Raw genomic sequence first — 16,189 nt, 5'->3', positions numbered from 1 at the left:
GCGCAAATGTCTTCAGCTTTCGGCAGCCTCACGGAATTGATCGCCTTCATCTCGCAGTTCCTCACTTTCGGGTCAGAGGTTGGATCCAGCGGCGAATAAGTCGGACTCTTCTGAACTGGGGCTCACGGTGTGAGCCCCAGTTCGGGCTTTCTGGCGGCACGCGGGTTGCGGCTAGTTATCGCGCGCTGAGCTGCGGGCCAGAACTCCAGGCCTGCCGTCATCAGCCCGTCTAGCCCGATGATGATCACTGCCGCGTCGACACTGGTACGTCCCTCCTTGGCCCAGTACACGTCTTCCAAATCGAGTAGCAATGCCAGTTCGTCGACAATGAGCGCGAGTCCGGCGCCGTACGACAGGGGAACGGTCGGATGCCGTCGCTGCTTCTCGGAGCCGCGTACCGCGACGGCCCCCACACCCGCCAGTGCGCAGATCCCGAGGTTGTAATGGTGAAAATGGCGGCCACCGAGTGTCATCCCGCCGCTGCTGGGCCCATGCCCGTCCTTGATCCAATGGGTCAACGCACGTACCCCACCGAAGGTCAGGGTGAACGCGGTCCACGCCACGACGGCGGACTGCTCGCTGGAGTCGAGGTTGTTCCGCCACGCGATCCGTACCCGCTGTAGTCGGGTCCGATTCGGAGCAGTTCTGTCAGGACGATTTTCGCTCACGAAGTTGATCGTGCCACCGGCCTGCAGAGAGCACCCTTCGTTCGGCTCCGTCAATTTTCGTATGACACCACTACTCGCGGTTTGTAACAAAATGAGACCTAACTAGGTAGTAAGTCTCGTTTTGGCAAATAAACAGACCGGACGTATGTTTATCGGCATACTGGACGGCATGTGGTGGGTCATAGGAATAGTCGTGATATGGGGACTCGGGGCGATACCGCTTGCCGTTCTGTTCGGTTCGGCGGCGCGACTGAAGGATGAGCGTGAGTTGCCCCGAGACGATCGAGTGGCATGGTGGTCGTCGGTTGATTCGACGACAAGCCGTGCACTCCAGCATGGGGCTTGATTCCGGTTAACGCACGCCGTCAACGACGACGTATGTGTTGGCGGCATACCCAGCCCTCTGCTGCGCCGTGGAGCTTGCTCGTCGAAAGGAACCTCACCATGACTACTGTTTCCCGGATAGAGGTGGCACGGGCTCGACGATCCCGTCTTGTTCTGTTCGTCGGTAACCCGACAAGTTATCTCGAAGTTACCCAGTGGGCGAAGCTACGGCAGTGGGTTACGGCCCACGGTTTGAAACCGATACGGGAACTCAACGGTGACGTCCTCTGTGTAATCGCGACGGTCGACGTCATGGATGGTGTCGGGCCTGCGAAGGATTCCGCGATGATGCAACGTGCGCAAGACGCCGGCGTTCCCTGTGTCGGCGTCCATGAGACCAGCCGCATCTGGGAGCTCACCGCTCGCGCGCGAGCGCGCATCGACCAACCCCTTCGTGACGGCCCGCTCGCCCGTCACGAAGGGGCTTAGAAACCCAACGACGGGTGTTCCCAGCTTGACCGGCCTGGCTCGTGAGAAGCACGTGGCCTCATGCCACCGTCTGGTCTGGCGGATCGTGTTGGTGGTCATCCTTCAGCGGGGCCGGCTGCTCCCGCACATCCTTTAGCCGGGCCGCTCGGCCGAGCATTATCGCGAGCGGTACCGACAAAACCACCCACAGCAGCACCGCAGCCCCTACAATCCACCACCACACCCTTCGAGTATGCCCGGGGTTGGATGCTTGTTAAAGACCTCGCGCCTGTGCATATCCTGTGGAAACTCTAACTCGACGGACGGGCGGAGCCTGTACCCGGCTGTCTGCGACGTCGACACCCGGTCGTCCTCAGGGCTCCGCTGGCCTCGAGCGAGGCCGGCCGTAACCCACGGGTGGCGCGCCAGTCCGCTCGATCCAATCTGCCGCTTCTGTTCCTCGTCGATCGCAAAACAAAATGAGAACCTGTTGACGGTCGCAGAACGTGAAGACGGATACGGTTTCGAACGCTCAACGCGGCCGTGAACTATCTGAGACGCGAAAACACAGACATAGACGCCGGATTGGCGGCCGCATCCCGTTCACCGTCCGCAAGCGCTGCTGTGTTCCATTGTCCGCGTGTACAAAGGAAGGGCGGACTAAGCTCAATCCCGGCTACATGTGCCGTGCTCCGTCGACGGGTATCTCTTCCACGTTCTTGGACGATGGTCCAGAATCGCTCAATATGTCTGGAGTCAAGGGCCTTTAGACCCTTACTCGCGAGTAGGCGGAACGTAGCGAGCACGAAAGTTCCCTTGCCGCTTGTGATTCGCCTCACAATCCAGGCCGATGCAGCGCGGTTCTGACGCGGCACGCGATAACCAAATCGAGTTGACCAGCACTTTTCTGCCGGATTGCACTGCCGGGCCGATCTGGGTGCAGTCCGCGCTCGATAGGTAACGGACGGCCCTTGGGTGCGATCATTTAGACGGCAGCAATCCGGGGGGACGGTTTCTCTTTTTCCGTCACACATCACAAGTCATACGGGCTGCCAACGCGCGTAACGGCTTCAGGTGGAAGGTGTGTGATGGTTACGGCATTCAATGTGCCCCTCAGCCCCGCAGTGGGTGTGGAGGGTTCGGCGACTGTGCCAGGGGCCGGAAGGTTCGGCAGTCGCAGGGACTGGCAGGCAGCATACATTCGACGACTGAGGATTTCGGACACCCTGATCGTGATCGCGGCCGTCGCGATTGCGCAGTGGGTTCGGTTCGGAGACCGTGAGGTTCTGGCGTCGTCGAGCTCGATCCCGGATCTCAGCTACTCGTTCATCTCCGCGGCACTGATCATCATGTGGCTCGCCACCTTGGTGATCTTCCGGACCCGCACAATTCGTGTGATCGGGAGTGGCCCGGAAGAGTACCGACGAATTTTCTCCTCGACGATTCGTCTCTTCGGTTTGATCGCGATCGTGTCCCTCCTGTTCCGAGTCGACTTGGCGCGTCTGTACCTCGCCATCGCCTTTCCGGTCGGATTGGCGGCGCTTGTCATCAGCCGGTGGTGCTGGCGACGTGTAATCGCGCGCAAGCGGGCGCAGGGCGAGTTTCAAACCTCCGTGCTGGTGGTTGGCGGCGAGCGAGCGGTTCGAAGCCTCGCGGAGTCGTTCTCGCGTGGTACCGCCGATGGATACCGTGTTGTAGGTGTCTGCACGCCCGGCCGTGGGGTCGAGTGTGGGCAGAGCATTGTGGTCGGTGAACGGGAAATCCCGGTGCTCGGGGACGAACGGCACGTATTGAGCGCACTGAAGCTCTGCGGCGCGGACACCGTGGCAGTGACGGCCACCGAACATCTTGGTCATGATGGGATGCGCGCGCTGGCCTGGGCGCTGGAGCCTCACCATGTCGATTTGGTGGTGGCCCCCGGGATGATGGATGTTGCCGGTCCGCGTCTGTCGATGCGGCCGGTGGCCGGCCTTCCCCTGATACATGTGGAGAAGCCTCAGTACCACGGCGCCCAGAAGTTCATGAAGACCGGATTCGACTTTGTCTTCGCGATCTTGGCGCTGATCGCCATCAGCCCGCTGATGCTCGCCGTTGCGGTTGCGATCAAACTGACGAGCAAGGGTCCCGTGTTCTACAAGTCTGAGCGAATGGGGTTGGACGGTAGACCGTTCCCGATGTTCAAGTTCCGAAGCATGGTGGTGGACGCCGACAAACAGGTTGCTTCACTGATGAAGTCGAACGAGGGCGCCGGCGTTCTCTTCAAGATGCGCGAGGATCCGAGGGTCACTAAGGTCGGTCGGATCATGCGAAAGTTCAGCATTGATGAACTTCCGCAATTCATCAACGTTCTACGCCGTGAAATGAGTGTGGTAGGCCCCCGTCCACCCCTCCGCCGAGAGGTGGAGGCATACGACGGAACGGTTCGGCGCCGGCTACTGGTTAAACCCGGAATCACAGGGTTGTGGCAGGTGAGTGGTCGGTCGGACCTGTCGTGGGAAGAGACCGTGCGGCTGGACCTTTCGTATGTCGAGAACTGGTCGATGACTGGGGACGTGTTGATCATCGGCAAGACGCTCAAGGCGGTGGTTGCCGGTGATGGCGCATACTGACTCTGGCCTCACACGCGGAGCGATGGGCTCCTTACCTCGTAAAAGAAAGCAGATCCCGAGTGGTGCCGACATCAACACGGCGGTGATTGGTCTCCCGCCCGGCTTTGTGCGCGGAAGCACCCGAAAAATAGCCGTTGGGGAATGATTGCCGTGGCAACAACAAAGACAGTTGATTCGAGATCGGGCCTGCAATCCACGGTCATACGACTACTAAGGTTAGCGACGCACAAGACCGTACTGTGTCAGATAGTCGGTGGCCTGAGCGCGATTTCGCTTTTAGTCCTTCTGACGCGCCTTCTTCCCGTGGGTGACTATGCGCAGTATATTGTTGCCACGGCCATTTGGGCAATTGCAAACGCAGCCTTAGGTGTGGGAGTCGGTCTACGCATATCTCATGACGCTGCGAATGGCGCTGGCACATTCGCTTTTACTAATCGCGAACTCGTGCGGCTGACGATTGGCATGCTCATATGTGGCGTACTCTTTCTCGACGTCAGTGGTGACCCGATTCGTAGCGTGTGTGTTGCCGCAACGTTGCTTTCTTTCGTTGCGTGCGAGGCGGCGATCTCGCATGAAGTTGGAGGGAGACGATTTGGGTCATTCTTCATTATTTTTTCCCTCCGCTCGATTCTGCCGGTTGTATTGATTGGCCTGTTCGCGTGTTTCCATGAACCCACTTTTGACGCGGCGGTGGTCTCGATCCTTGTCGGGAACATGGCAGGCATGTGCGTAGTTGCAACGAAATTCCGCTGGAAGCAGGCGGTAGGAAGCTCGGTGTCCTCGGGACCGGTTAGCGCCATTTCGCTCGGGGTCTGGCTTCTTGCGAGCGCCGACAAGATCATTCTGGAGAGAACCTCTGATCTCGTGCTGTTGGGTAGCTACGCTTTGGTATATGGCCTACTTGACCGCGTCTTCCGCGCGCTCCAAAATGCGTACACGGCCAAACATGTCGGTGAGGCGTTTTCTGGCAGTGCAAAGAAAAGCAGCATCGGTTTAGGCGCCGCCAGCTTGGGCCTGGCGCTGGTGCTGGCACCAGTATCGGTCTTCCTTTGCCGCATTATCTCCGGCGGGCGCTACGAGCCAAGCATTATAATGTCCACAATCGTATCTTTGTCACTCGCGATTATGTTTATCAGCGCCCCATACTATCTGTCGATGCTCGCTCTGAAGAGCTACTCGGTTCCAACAGTCGTGATCTATGCTATTGCCGCGGTCAATGTGGTAGGAAACGTAATCCTGACGCCGAATTTTGGGACGATGGCGTCCGCAATACTCACTTTTGCGTCATACATTGCGTGGCTCGTTTTTCTGTTCGCATGGTTTTTTGTTCATTCGTCTAAACGGAGAAACTCCGTTCCATCCGAGAGGGTTCTCGTTGAGTAACGATATCAGCGTGCTCGCATTCCCGATGCACGGCCAACAGAAACTTCTTTCGGAAGGCTACCGTACGCGCGATGGCCATCTTATCGAGTGGTTTGGGCGTCTCACGTCGGAGCATGGATCCGTTGCGGTTTGTTCGCGGCCGGAGCCTCATTACCTACGGCCATTCACTGCGCGAAGTGAGAAGTTCAGTCCTGCTTTCAACACTACTTCATACGACTCATATTCGTGGCGTATCCCGAGACCTTGGGATAGGCGTAAATGGTGGATACAATCCCGGCGGTCGTATAACCTGGTTGAAACTCCGGAGTCCACACCAGCGATAATCTGGAATCCGTTAGTTGCGATGTCTAATGCTGCGGACAGACTTTTCAATGGTGATAGAAGGATTGTGGTTGACCTGTTGGATGATTGGTCAATCCATTATGCCTTTTCGTCCATCAAGGATCAGCTTGAAGTGGCGTACGCCCGATTATTCGGTGTTGCAGATGTCGTCACGGCGAATTCAGAGGGAACGGCAACGCTGGCCAGGCGGTTTGGACGTAATGATGTCAAGTTAATTACGAATGGGTGCGATCCGGATCGGTTCTCCAATCAATCGTTAGCATCGGGTCCGATTACCGTGGGCTACGTAGGCAAGATTGGGAATCGAGTGGACCTTGATCTCGTGTTAGCCGTAGCGGCTGCTTTGCCCGAGGTTGACTTCGTTTTCGCGGGTCCTATCTTGGACGAGCAGTACCGCCGTCCATTGCAGCGAGTTCCGAACATCAAACTTCTCGGCGATATACATTACACCGATGTTCCAGTTCTCTTGCAGTCGTTCGATATCGGCTGGGTCCCGCACAGGGTCGGTGAATTCGAGGTTGGTGGCGACGTTATTAAAACCTACGAATACCGCGCAAGTGGACTTCCTGTGTTGACGACGCCCATCGCTGGAGCCGGCACCAGAGGTCTCTCGTCCGTTCATGTAATTGAAGCCAGTAGTCAAGCATCGTGGATATCACAATTTACGGCGGGTCCAGAAAGAGTCACTCGTCTGCCCGAGAATTTCCCGTTGGAACACACTTGGAAGGGAAAGGCTGAAGAGCTACTGGAGGCTCTGAAAGTCGAAGCGTGCTGACCACATGTTAGGAGAAGGCCGCGTCCTGCAGGAGGGATTGATTTTGATTGATGTAATCATAGTTGCGTACCGCACCGGTGATGTTTTGCCTCGATGTCTCGAGTCGATTCGTGCCGACCCAAGTGTTGGGCACGTCTACATTGTGGATAATTCGCCTGGACATCCTCTTGGAGTTTTGTCGAGTGAAGGCGTAACGATTGTCGAACCCGGGGAGAACCTGGGATTTGGAAACGGCGTAAACGCGGCTGCGCCGCTGGTTTCGACCGAATACGTAGCAGTGGTGAACCCTGATTTAGTCGTGCAGAAAGGAGTGTTTGGTAAGTGTGTCGACTTTTTAGATGAGAATCATGGCGTCGGTCTTCTGTCGCCGCGTGTCTATGTCGACGGATTACTGTTTCGTACCTCAGAGCACGACGCTTCTTTGCCGCGATATCTATCGCACCCGGTCGGGTTAGGTCGTATCTTCGGTGTTGAGCGTCCAACGCGGCATCACTATCGAACGCACGAGACGGATGCAGTGAATGGGGCGTTCATGGTTGCTCGTACGTCCGCACTCGAACAGATCGGGTGGTTCGACAGATCGATCTTTCTGTTTGGCGAAGAGATCGATATGTGCCGGCGGCTTCGTCGTTCCGGTTGGAAAGTTGTCTATCTTGCTGACGGCCGCGTTGACCACTTGGACGGATACTCAGCGGCCCTTGAGGATGACCGAGTCATTCGCCAGCTGAGAAGAAGCGCGCGGGTCGAACAGTTGCGTCGCGCGCGAGGCGTCTGGCAGGCTCGAGTGTATTCCGTATTGTTGGGCCTGCGCCCCTGAAGGGCAACTCGGTGCTCCTTCAGGGCCGGGCCGACCGTTCGTCATGTTGGGAATCGCAGGCGTTTTCGGCGCCGATGCGTTTGGTTTGCTCTATTGCATGCTTGCGTGCAATAAGGTCTGTTCGTATCTGTCGCACACGACGTCCCAGGTAAAGTGCTCAGCCTGCCGTGTTCGAGAATTCGTACTCAACTGTTGCTGCATAACGGAATTGGCAAGGACTGTCTCTAGCGCTGCGGCGATTGCCGTTGGATCGGGCGCAACATACCGTCCCTTTGGACCGAGAACTTCACGATTGAACACGGTATCTCTTGCAATGACGGGTGCTCCGCACGCCATCGCCTGGACGAGGGCGGGGTTCGTGCCTCCCACGCTGTGGCCATGGAAGTAGGCGCCAGCATGCTGCCAGAGCGAGAAAAGGAGGCTGTCGTCGTTTACGTGCCCGAACCAGTGGACTCGTGAGTTCGCTGTGGCGAGAGCTTCGACTCTGTCGTCAAGTTCGCCCCCGTATCCAGAGGAACCAACGATCGCGACGTCCCATCGATCGCTCAGTGTTTCGGCGGCGTCGAGGAATTCGGCCACCGTGTTTTCTGGTACGAAGCGGGCGACCATCAGGGCATAGGAACGATGGCTTAGTTTGTCGAGGGGATTCAAGTTGCCAGGATCGGTACCACCATAGGGAATGTAGATGCCATCTCGCCCGAAGTCGTTTTTCCATCTCCGGCCGATCTCGGAAGAGTCGTATACCAGGTGGTCACCGAATCTGGCGGTCATGTTTGCACCCCCACGGAAGACGGCCTTTGCCGGCCTGCCCCACTTGGCGCGCTCCCACTCGATCCCGTCAACGTTGATGACTGTGGGAATCCCCTTCGCTTTTAGCGCGGGCAACCAGTATCCATTCGCAACGTTCATGACTAGAGCGACATCTGGAGCGTGGCGGAAGGCATGAGCTGTTGATGTTAGACCGTACGACAGAGTGCTCAGCGACTTACTCTCAATGCCCTTCGTTACGACCGTTCGTACCCTCGGATCAAGGTTTGGGTCTTCTGGCGTCGTTGATCCATGGCGACCGTAGACGGTGACATCCCATCCTCTGTTCGTCAGGTACGGAGCCAACTGTCGAAGTAGCGTTTCGAAGCCGCCGTAGTAGCTGGGATAGCCACGAGTTCCAATAATCGCAACTGATTTGCGCACGGGGCTTGTCCTTTGGTCGATTGGGCAATGTACGTCGCTTTCACACGCACTCCGCGTCTCAAGGCGTTGGCGGATCGATTGGGATTCTATGACGTGAGGCGCCATGTGCGCGACCAGCTCTGCCCGGAGGCCGATGCGCGGACCGTGAGTTTATGACGTAAGATTCTTGTTGCCACCGGATTTGTCTCTACCGGTTTCGCAGCGTTTGGCTCGGACAGCGCCAGCCGAACTGACTATCGAGGGGACCCATGCGGATTGTCGTTACCGGTGGTGCCGGTTTCATCGGATCGAATTTTGTCACTGCAACCGTTCGCGATCGCCCGGATGTGGAGGTCACTGTCCTTGACGCGCTTACCTACGCAGGGTCGCGAAAGTCGCTCTCCGTCGTGGAGGATCGTATCCGCTTCGTCCAGGGAGACATTGCCAACGCAGCTCTTGTAGACCAGCTCGTCGCTGGATCGGATATGGTCGTGAACTTCGCTGCCGAATCCCACAACGACAATTCGCTTGTTGACCCTTGGCCGTTCGTCCAAACGAACATTGTCGGTACGTACACACTCCTCCAGTCAGTACGTCGACACGGTGTTCGTTACCATCACGTATCGACGGACGAGGTATACGGAGACCTCGAGTTGGACGATCCTAAAAAGTTCACTGAACAGACGCCGTACAACCCTTCGAGCCCATACTCGTCTACGAAAGCCGCCTCGGACATGCTCGTGCGTGCGTGGATCCGATCGTTCGGTGTTCAAGCGACATTGTCGAACTGCTCTAACAACTATGGACCGCGCCAACACATTGAGAAGTTCATTCCCCGGCAGATCACCAACATTCTCACCGGCGTGCGCCCGAAGCTGTATGGCGGCGGAACGAACGTCCGCGACTGGATACACGTCGACGACCACAACGCGGCAGTTTGGCGGATCATCGAATCGGGTCAGATCGGGCGGACCTATCTTATCGGTGCCAACGGTGAGCTCGACAACCTGTCTGTCATTCGCATAATCCTAGAATTGATGGGCAGAGACCCAGAAGACTTCGATCATGTGGCCGACCGAGTCGGTCACGACGTGCGATACGCCATCGACTCGTCCTCACTTAGTGGCGAACTTGGCTGGTACCCGCGCTATACGAACTTCCGCGAGGGGCTTCAAGCGACCATCGACTGGTACCAAGACAACCGTGGATGGTGGGAAAACGATAAGGACGCTGTTGAGGCGCGGTACCAAGCGCAGGGGGCATGACTATGGAAACACGTGACCTGAAGGTAGCTGGGGCTTGGGAAGGCACACCAAAGAAGATCGGCGATGACCGTGGGCTTTTTCTTGAGTGGTTCAAAGAACCTACATTCGTAAGGGCAGCTGGGCACACGTTGAACCTCGCACAGGCCAACTGCTCCGTCTCTGCCGCGGGCGTATTGCGGGGCATCCACTTCGCGGACGTTCCGCCCGGTCAAGCGAAGTACGTCACATGCGTAAAGGGGGCGGTTCTGGATGTAGTCGTCGATATCCGCGTCGGCTCGCCAACATTCGGAACGTGGGACTCAGTGCTACTAGACGACAAGGATCGCCGCGCTATCTACTTGCCTGAGGGTCTCGGCCACGCGTTTCTCTCGTTAGAAGACGATTCGACGGTCGTGTACCTCTGCTCATCCGGCTATGCGCCCGAACGTGAGCATGGAATCAATCCCCTCGATCCGGAAATTGGAATTGAGTGGCCGACGACCTCGCGGGCGGGATCGGCCCTCAAGTTCACTCTTTCAGAGAAGGATTCATCGGCGCCGTCTCTGTCCGAGGCAAGGGATAGCGGGCAGTTACCCAGGTACGGCGAAGTGAGGGAGTGGATCGACGGAGTCACCCGTAGGAAAAAATCCGTCTCTATGTCTGGTGTGAAGGAGTTCGGGGTATGAGGGGAATTATCCTCGCCGGCGGTTCCGGTACTCGGTTGCACCCGATTACAATCGGCATCAGCAAGCAGCTCGTACCCGTCTACGACAAGCCGATGATCTACTACCCGCTCTCCACGCTAATGCTCGCGGGGATCCGTGACATCCTGGTGATTACCACTCCGCACGACGCCGAACAATTTAAGCGCCTACTCGGTGACGGTTCAAAGTATGGAGTCGACCTCACATACATCGCACAGAAGGAGCCGAACGGACTCGCGCAGGCATTCGTGCTTGGCGCTGACCACATCGGCAACGACTCCGTCGCGCTGGTTCTCGGCGACAACATCTTCTACGGTGCCGGCCTCGGGCATCAGCTAGCAAGGTTCGATCACCTGGACGGTGGGGCAATTTTCGCCTATTGGGTTGCGGATCCATCCGCCTATGGAGTGGTGGAGTTTGACGACCGTGGCCGAGCACTCTCGCTCGAGGAGAAGCCCTCAACACCAAAGTCCAACTTCGCGGTGCCCGGTTTGTATTTCTACGATAATGATGTTGTGGAGATCGCAAAGCATCTCCGTCCCTCGGACCGCGGTGAGTACGAGATCACTGATGTGAACCGCGCGTACCTTGAGCAAGAACGCCTCCGGGTAGAGGTTCTCCCGAGGGGAACCGCCTGGCTCGACACCGGGACGTTCGACTCGCTGCTTGAGGCGTCGAACTATGTCCGCACCATCGAGCAACGGCAGGGTCTCAAGATCGGCGCGCCCGAAGAAGTTGCCTGGCGACAGGGTTTCATTTCCGACGACGAGTTGCGATCGCGAGCAGAGCCACTGGCCAAATCCGGTTACGGGCGCTACCTGTTGGAGTTGCTCGAGCAGAGGTAGAGCGAGACTTCCCGCCTGACGAGAGTTCGGAGCCGCTATGTCGATCACGACGATCGACGATCACAACTGAAAGAGCACAATGACCACTCGTATCGCTGTCTTTGGGACCGGCTACCTAGGGGCCACGCATGCTGCTTGCATGGCGGAACTCGGGCACGACGTCCTTGGTGTGGACGTCGATTCTGCAAAACTAGCCAAGCTAGAAGTCGGAGAACTGCCATTCTATGAGCCGGGTCTCGAGGAAGTGTTGCAACGCAATATTGCTGCAGGTCGACTGCGTTTCACTTCTTCTTATGACGAGGCAGCGAATTTTGCGGACGTCCACTTTCTTGGTGTCGGAACCCCGCAGAAGAAAGGCGAGTTCGCCGCCGACCTGAAATACGTCGACGCCGTTATCGCCGGTTTGGCGCCATTAATCACCTCCCCCGCAGTGATCTTCGGCAAGTCGACCGTTCCTGTGGGTACCGCCAATCGGTTGGGTGAATTGGCGCGGAAGCTGTCGCCAGCGGGGAACGACCTAGAGGTGGCCTGGAATCCGGAGTTTCTCCGAGAGGGATTCGCGGTTCAGGACACTCTGCATCCTGACCGCCTAGTCCTGGGAGTCGACCGCGATCGTCCGGGACGCGCCGAGGATGTTGCGCGCGAGGTCTACTCAACACTTCTTGACGAAGATATTCCTTTTATCGTCACGGACCTGGCGACGGCTGAACTCGTCAAGACGTCAGCGAATGCTTTCTTGGCGACGAAGATTTCCTTCATTAACGCAATTTCCGAGGTCTGTGAGGCGGCGGGCGCAGACGTCACGGTGTTGGCGGACGCGATCGGCCATGATGCGCGGATCGGTCGCCGATTTCTGAATGCCGGGGTCGGATTCGGAGGGGGCTGCCTGCCCAAAGACATCCGGGCCTTTATGGCACGTGCGGGAGAACTCGGTGCAGATCAGGCCCTCACGTTCCTACGCGAAGTCGACAACATCAATATGAGGCGTCGCACCCGTATGGTCGAACTGGCCCGCGAAGCCTGCGGGTCATTGCTTGGAGCACGTGTCGCAGTGCTCGGAGCTGCGTTCAAACCCGACTCAGATGACGTGCGCGACTCGCCAGCCCTTAACGTCGCTGGACAGATTCAACTTCAAGGCGCTGCAGTCACTGTGTACGACCCCCGAGCGATGGAAAATTCTCAAGCATTGTTTCCGACACTCAGTTACGCGAAGACCGCGTTGGACGCCTGCGAGGGCGCGGATGTGATTCTTGTTCTGACGGAGTGGCCTGAGTTCAAGAAATTGCAGCCGGGGGACCTCGACGCGGTGGTGCGCAAGCGCGTACTCATCGACGGACGAAACTGCCTTGATCCACAGCAATGGCGGGACGAGGGATGGTCGTACCGCGGATTGGGACGTCCGTAGCGTGGAGTGCAGCGGTATGTCGGCAGTGTGACTTGTGTGGCCGATCCGCGCGATGGTGTGGAGTAGGTAAAGTTGTTGCAGCGGTTCATTTTTGTATTGGTCGCCGCGGTTCATATGTTCGGGCTCGCCGTTGCTGGTCTCGGTGGGATGGGCTATTTCGTCTACTCCAAGTCTCGCATCGACCCCGTGAAACCGGTCGATGCGATTATCGTGCTCGGTGGCGAGCACGATGGGCGCGAGGAATACGCGATGGAGCTCGCAAGAAGTGGTGTGTCAAGAACCGTGGTGCTGTCGAATGCCTACGGGGCCAGGAACCAGAGGATGGCAGTATTCTGCGCTACTAAGGACACTCGATTCACCATTAGTTGTATCCCACCGGTTCCCGAAACCACACGAGGGGAAGCGCAATTCACCCGCCAACTCGCCGAACAGCATGGGTGGAACAGCGTCCTGGTAGTCAGTTGGCAATACCACCTACCGCGAGCGCGATACATCTTCTCTCAGTGTTTCGATGGGGAGATAATTATGCGTCCCGTCCCGCGCGCGTACAATTTGAGTCTGGCCGAATGGGAATACGTATATCTCTATCAAACAGTCGGATTCGCCAAGGCCTTCGTACAGGGTTCGTGCTAGTGGGTCTGACCCGGGAGCTTCTCGAATGCGATGCTGCTGACGTCCGCCAGAATGTAACCCAGAATCGCCATCGATACACCCGCCAGAACTGTCCACGCCGCCAGTATCGCCTTGCGACGCCACGGCTGTTGCGGAACCCGGTCCACCACTGCCGCGACCACAGCGGTGAAGGGTACGACGGAACCAAGAAGACCAACGCCCACCAAGGCGTAACCATCACCATGACGCCCGGAAGCAACGACGATGCCCAAGACAGCGCAAACACACATGGCTAGTGCCACGGTGAGACGACGTACTCCTACGGCCGGGCCGCCCACGGTAATGGCGAGATAATACAGCGCCGCTCCCAAGGCGCCACCCACGGCTACCCACCATCCGAAGTGAGCCGAAGTCGAAACGTTCACCGGGACAGCCGCCCTACGCGCGCACCCACCATTGCCGCAGCCAGCGCGGCCAAGGGTGTGACCAGGAGATACGCCACGCCCACACGGGGAGACGTGAGCGTGACGCCTTGCACCGCGAAGAAGCTGAATGTGGTGAAGCCGCTCATGACACCGAAAAGCAGGAAGGGGCGAATCAGCGCAATGGTGCCGTGCGCGCTGGCCGGAATGACGACGAACAGCAATCCGAAGATGAAGCAACCCATCACGTTGATCGCGAAGGTGGTGCACGGAAACTCGTCGATATCATCAGGCCACCAGCGCCACAACTGATAACGCGCAGCGGCGCCCACCGCGCCACCCACCATGACGGCGAGCAGTGTGGCGGGCCGCAGCTTCGTATCGATCGCTCAACCCCCGCAGACGGGAACGTTGACGGTCACGGTCGGATCATCCACCAAAGGCTGGACAGGCACGCGCGCCTCACCGGGCACGGTCGGTTCCGTCAGCTCGTACTTCACCTCGGTCGTGGCGCCCAAACGGATCGGGACGAGGGTGTCGAATACCGGATGCCCCAGCTCCTTACCGGTGAGGAACATCGTCGGCTTCCCGTCGATGGTCACATTCCGGAGCTGCGCGCCCTGGGTGGCGAGAAGCGACAACGCAGACACATTCGTGCCCTTGGGCACGTTGAGGGTGTTGATGAAGGTGCCCGCCACATAGTCGGGAAAATCCGCAGAAGGCACGGTGTTGGTCAATCGCACCGTCACCGTGGACCGTCGCGTGTCACCCTCACAGCTCTCAGCCGTGTAGTCGATCTCGCGCGTCAGGTAGTAGTCGAGCTTGCCGCCAGCCTGGTTGTTGATCACCACGCCGGCGAAAGGGGCAGGGTCTTCGGGAACCGTGTGCCCGAGCGGGGTGTCCGCCAGAACAGCCTGCTCGTCCGCGTGCGCACTCCACACTGCGATGCGTCGCTCACTCACACCGCGGCCCAGTGCGTCGAGCAGTTTCTGCGGTGATGTGATCTTCCCGGTCATCTTGTCAATCACACGCGCGGCGACCGTCTGCAGATACTGCTTACGGGCGTTGTTGTCGTTTGCGAAGCGGACATAGGAGGTGGATTCGGTGAGTTCGACGACGTTGTCGGCGCTGATCACCTCGCCGTCCGGCATGGTGACAGGTCCGATGGCGCCGAGAACATAGCTCAGGGCTACCGGGTCGGTGGCAATGGCACCGTCTACCTGCTCACCCGAATCCTGCGCCCAAAGCGACTTCCAGATCTGCGCGGCGTACGGGAAGTGCGAGCTGAGATTGCTGTTGCGCGAATCTGTGGTGGGGCGGCTGCGGCCGTACTGGGCGGCGAACTCCGGACCGAGATCGAGCGGTTGACTGTTCATGGGCAGGTCGGAGTTGCGGCCCAGGCTATCTACCCGCGCCACCCCGTCATTCGCGCGAACGACGCCGTATCCACCCAGCAGGCCACCGGTACCGCGAGCCTCAGCGTTGGTCTGAAATGCCATGAAATAGCTGCGGGGGCCGTCGGCACCGAGCATGCCCGGTGCGATCTCGGCGGCAATTGCGGTGTTACCAAGAAGTTTCGCTAATTCTTCGGTTTGTACCTGAAGTTGGGTTCTGGCATCGATAACAGCGTCGAGGTACGCAGGCTCGGAGATATTCTGTGCCTCGATATCCAATTGCTCAGCGGCAGCAGCTGTCTCGCCCAGTACGGAGGCGGCATCCCGGAGTGGCTGCAGGTTTACCTTCCCGCCGGCGGCGATCAACTCATTCGGGGCCAATGAGGTTCCTGCGGCTACCGCCGGTGTGAGTACCTCTGACGTGAGACCCCTTACGACGGCCGAGATTTGCTGCGACGTTTCGAACGGGCTTCCCAGCCACGGTACGGCCGCCGCGATGCTCCACGGGATCGAGTGGGTGTTGTCGAAAGCGCGGGACGCGTACTTGTCCGCATCTGCCGACGAACGCTCTGCGTCAACTGGATTACCGTCCAGTAGGGCGTCTTTCGCGAGCTGCGCGTGCTGCCGAGCCTCGGTCAGATTTGCCTGTGCCTCGCGGGCGGTGTAGCCGAGCCAGGCCCCGAAAGCCACCACGACCAGGGCCGCAACCGAGCCGCCAGCGATAATTCGGCGCCGTCGTTTGTAGGCTTTGCTGCGCACCGTGGTGCGCTTACGTACACGCCTGGGGGTGTCTGCTGGGCGAGTCGCGTCCTGGGGGTCAGGAATCTCGTCTCCCGATGTGCCCGTGACGTTGTCATCCATGCAGATCGGCTCCTGTCTAGTCGGTGGGCTGAGCGTAGCGTGAAGTGCGATACTCGTCCGACCTCAGGTAGAGGACGGCTCTTCGGCAAAGTATTGTGCCCCTAATAGAACCCGCACTTCTTCCGATAACGGGAAGGCGTGCCACG

At 58.4% G+C, this 16,189-nt stretch carries 15 protein-coding genes; 10 read left to right on the top strand and 5 right to left on the bottom strand.

The window, feature by feature from the left end:
- Window positions 1-122: 122 nt before the first annotated feature.
- Complete coding sequence (locus ACH49N_RS19975) at window positions 123-668, bottom strand: hypothetical protein (RefSeq protein WP_358273739.1); 546 nt, start codon at window positions 666-668, stop codon at window positions 123-125.
- Between the two features lie 444 nt (window positions 669-1,112).
- Here ACH49N_RS19975 and ACH49N_RS19970 point away from each other — a divergent pair, with 444 nt between their 5' ends.
- From ACH49N_RS19970 to ACH49N_RS19950, 5 genes are all read left to right on the top strand, one after another.
- Window positions 1,113-1,481, top strand: a complete 369-nt coding sequence (locus ACH49N_RS19970; protein WP_358273738.1) for a hypothetical protein — start codon at window positions 1,113-1,115, stop codon at window positions 1,479-1,481.
- A 1,067-nt stretch (window positions 1,482-2,548) separates the two neighbouring features.
- The gene (locus ACH49N_RS19965) at window positions 2,549-4,069 is read left to right on the top strand and encodes a sugar transferase (protein ID WP_358273736.1); all 1,521 of its coding nucleotides are present in this window, start codon (window positions 2,549-2,551) and stop codon (window positions 4,067-4,069) included.
- 303 nt (window positions 4,070-4,372) lie between these two features.
- Window positions 4,373-5,452 (top strand): hypothetical protein, encoded by a 1,080-nt coding sequence (locus tag ACH49N_RS19960; protein WP_358273735.1) that lies wholly within the window; start codon window positions 4,373-4,375, stop codon window positions 5,450-5,452.
- A gap of 343 nt (window positions 5,453-5,795) precedes the next feature.
- Window positions 5,796-6,569, top strand: a complete 774-nt coding sequence (locus tag ACH49N_RS19955) for a glycosyltransferase (RefSeq protein ID WP_358273734.1) — start codon at window positions 5,796-5,798, stop codon at window positions 6,567-6,569.
- Window positions 6,570-6,573: 4 nt separating this feature from the next.
- Window positions 6,574-7,386 (top strand): glycosyltransferase family 2 protein, encoded by an 813-nt coding sequence (locus ACH49N_RS19950; RefSeq protein ID WP_358273732.1) that lies wholly within the window; start codon window positions 6,574-6,576, stop codon window positions 7,384-7,386.
- A 90-nt stretch (window positions 7,387-7,476) separates the two neighbouring features.
- Here ACH49N_RS19950 and ACH49N_RS19945 read toward each other — a convergent pair whose 3' ends face one another.
- Entirely contained in the window at window positions 7,477-8,577 is a 1,101-nt protein-coding gene (locus tag ACH49N_RS19945; protein WP_358273731.1) for a glycosyltransferase, read from the bottom strand.
- Window positions 8,578-8,825: 248 nt separating this feature from the next.
- Here ACH49N_RS19945 and rfbB point away from each other — a divergent pair, with 248 nt between their 5' ends.
- The 5 genes from rfbB to ACH49N_RS19920 all read left to right on the top strand — a co-directional run bounded on the left by rfbB (window position 8,826) and on the right by ACH49N_RS19920 (window position 13,387).
- Window positions 8,826-9,821, top strand: coding sequence for a dTDP-glucose 4,6-dehydratase (gene rfbB, locus ACH49N_RS19940; RefSeq protein ID WP_358273730.1), 996 nt, complete (start codon window positions 8,826-8,828; stop codon window positions 9,819-9,821).
- A gap of 2 nt (window positions 9,822-9,823) precedes the next feature.
- Window positions 9,824-10,486: a dTDP-4-dehydrorhamnose 3,5-epimerase gene (locus tag ACH49N_RS19935; protein ID WP_358273728.1), complete on the top strand. Its 663-nt coding sequence runs from the start codon at window positions 9,824-9,826 to the stop codon at window positions 10,484-10,486.
- Window positions 10,483-11,349, top strand: a complete 867-nt coding sequence (gene rfbA, locus ACH49N_RS19930) for a glucose-1-phosphate thymidylyltransferase RfbA (RefSeq protein WP_358273726.1) — start codon at window positions 10,483-10,485, stop codon at window positions 11,347-11,349. The genes ACH49N_RS19935 and rfbA overlap by 4 nt, the downstream gene beginning before the upstream one ends.
- Before the next feature lie 79 nt (window positions 11,350-11,428).
- The gene (locus tag ACH49N_RS19925) at window positions 11,429-12,754 is read left to right on the top strand and encodes a UDP-glucose/GDP-mannose dehydrogenase family protein (protein ID WP_358273724.1); all 1,326 of its coding nucleotides are present in this window, start codon (window positions 11,429-11,431) and stop codon (window positions 12,752-12,754) included.
- A 114-nt stretch (window positions 12,755-12,868) separates the two neighbouring features.
- On the top strand, window positions 12,869-13,387 hold the full coding sequence (locus ACH49N_RS19920; protein ID WP_358273782.1) for a YdcF family protein: 519 nt from the start codon (window positions 12,869-12,871) through the stop codon (window positions 13,385-13,387).
- Here the strand turns inward: ACH49N_RS19920 and ACH49N_RS19915 are convergent.
- The 3 genes from ACH49N_RS19915 to ACH49N_RS19905 all read right to left on the bottom strand — a co-directional run bounded on the left by ACH49N_RS19915 (window position 13,384) and on the right by ACH49N_RS19905 (window position 16,043).
- Window positions 13,384-13,590, bottom strand: a complete 207-nt coding sequence (locus ACH49N_RS19915; RefSeq protein ID WP_397504748.1) for a hypothetical protein — start codon at window positions 13,588-13,590, stop codon at window positions 13,384-13,386. The genes ACH49N_RS19920 and ACH49N_RS19915 overlap by 4 nt on opposite strands.
- 197 nt (window positions 13,591-13,787) lie before the next feature.
- Entirely contained in the window at window positions 13,788-14,135 is a 348-nt protein-coding gene (locus tag ACH49N_RS19910) for a CrcB family protein (RefSeq protein WP_358273720.1), read from the bottom strand.
- Window positions 14,136-14,177: 42 nt separating this feature from the next.
- Window positions 14,178-16,043 (bottom strand): DUF4012 domain-containing protein, encoded by a 1,866-nt coding sequence (locus ACH49N_RS19905; protein WP_358273718.1) that lies wholly within the window; start codon window positions 16,041-16,043, stop codon window positions 14,178-14,180.
- Window positions 16,044-16,189: the final 146 nt, after the last annotated feature.

Origin of the sequence: Rhodococcus sp. NPDC019647, assembly GCF_044389235.1 — a bacterium.
Classification (GTDB): Bacteria; Actinomycetota; Actinomycetes; order Mycobacteriales; family Mycobacteriaceae; genus Rhodococcus_F; species Rhodococcus_F oxybenzonivorans.
Note: the sequence above shows the minus strand (reverse complement) of the source record. Positions and strands in the feature narration are given on the sequence as shown.

Bases quoted from the DNA above. Each gene is read 5' to 3' on its own strand.
- ACH49N_RS19970 (WP_358273738.1), top strand. From the start codon at position 1,113: ATGACTACTGTTTCCCGGATAGAGGTGGCACGGGCTCGACGATCCCGT.
- ACH49N_RS19965 (WP_358273736.1), top strand. From the start codon at position 2,549: ATGGTTACGGCATTCAATGTGCCCCTCAGCCCCGCAGTGGGTGTGGAG.
- ACH49N_RS19955 (WP_358273734.1), top strand. From the start codon at position 5,796: ATGTCTAATGCTGCGGACAGACTTTTCAATGGTGATAGAAGGATTGTG.
- ACH49N_RS19950 (WP_358273732.1), top strand. From the start codon at position 6,574: ATGTTAGGAGAAGGCCGCGTCCTGCAGGAGGGATTGATTTTGATTGAT.
- rfbB (WP_358273730.1), top strand. From the start codon at position 8,826: ATGCGGATTGTCGTTACCGGTGGTGCCGGTTTCATCGGATCGAATTTT.
- ACH49N_RS19935 (WP_358273728.1), top strand. From the start codon at position 9,824: ATGGAAACACGTGACCTGAAGGTAGCTGGGGCTTGGGAAGGCACACCA.
- rfbA (WP_358273726.1), top strand. From the start codon at position 10,483: ATGAGGGGAATTATCCTCGCCGGCGGTTCCGGTACTCGGTTGCACCCG.
- ACH49N_RS19925 (WP_358273724.1), top strand. From the start codon at position 11,429: ATGACCACTCGTATCGCTGTCTTTGGGACCGGCTACCTAGGGGCCACG.
- ACH49N_RS19920 (WP_358273782.1), top strand. From the start codon at position 12,869: ATGTTCGGGCTCGCCGTTGCTGGTCTCGGTGGGATGGGCTATTTCGTC.
- ACH49N_RS19910 (WP_358273720.1), bottom strand. From the start codon at position 14,135: ATGGTGGGTGGCGCGGTGGGCGCCGCTGCGCGTTATCAGTTGTGGCGC.
- ACH49N_RS19905 (WP_358273718.1), bottom strand. From the start codon at position 16,043: ATGGATGACAACGTCACGGGCACATCGGGAGACGAGATTCCTGACCCC.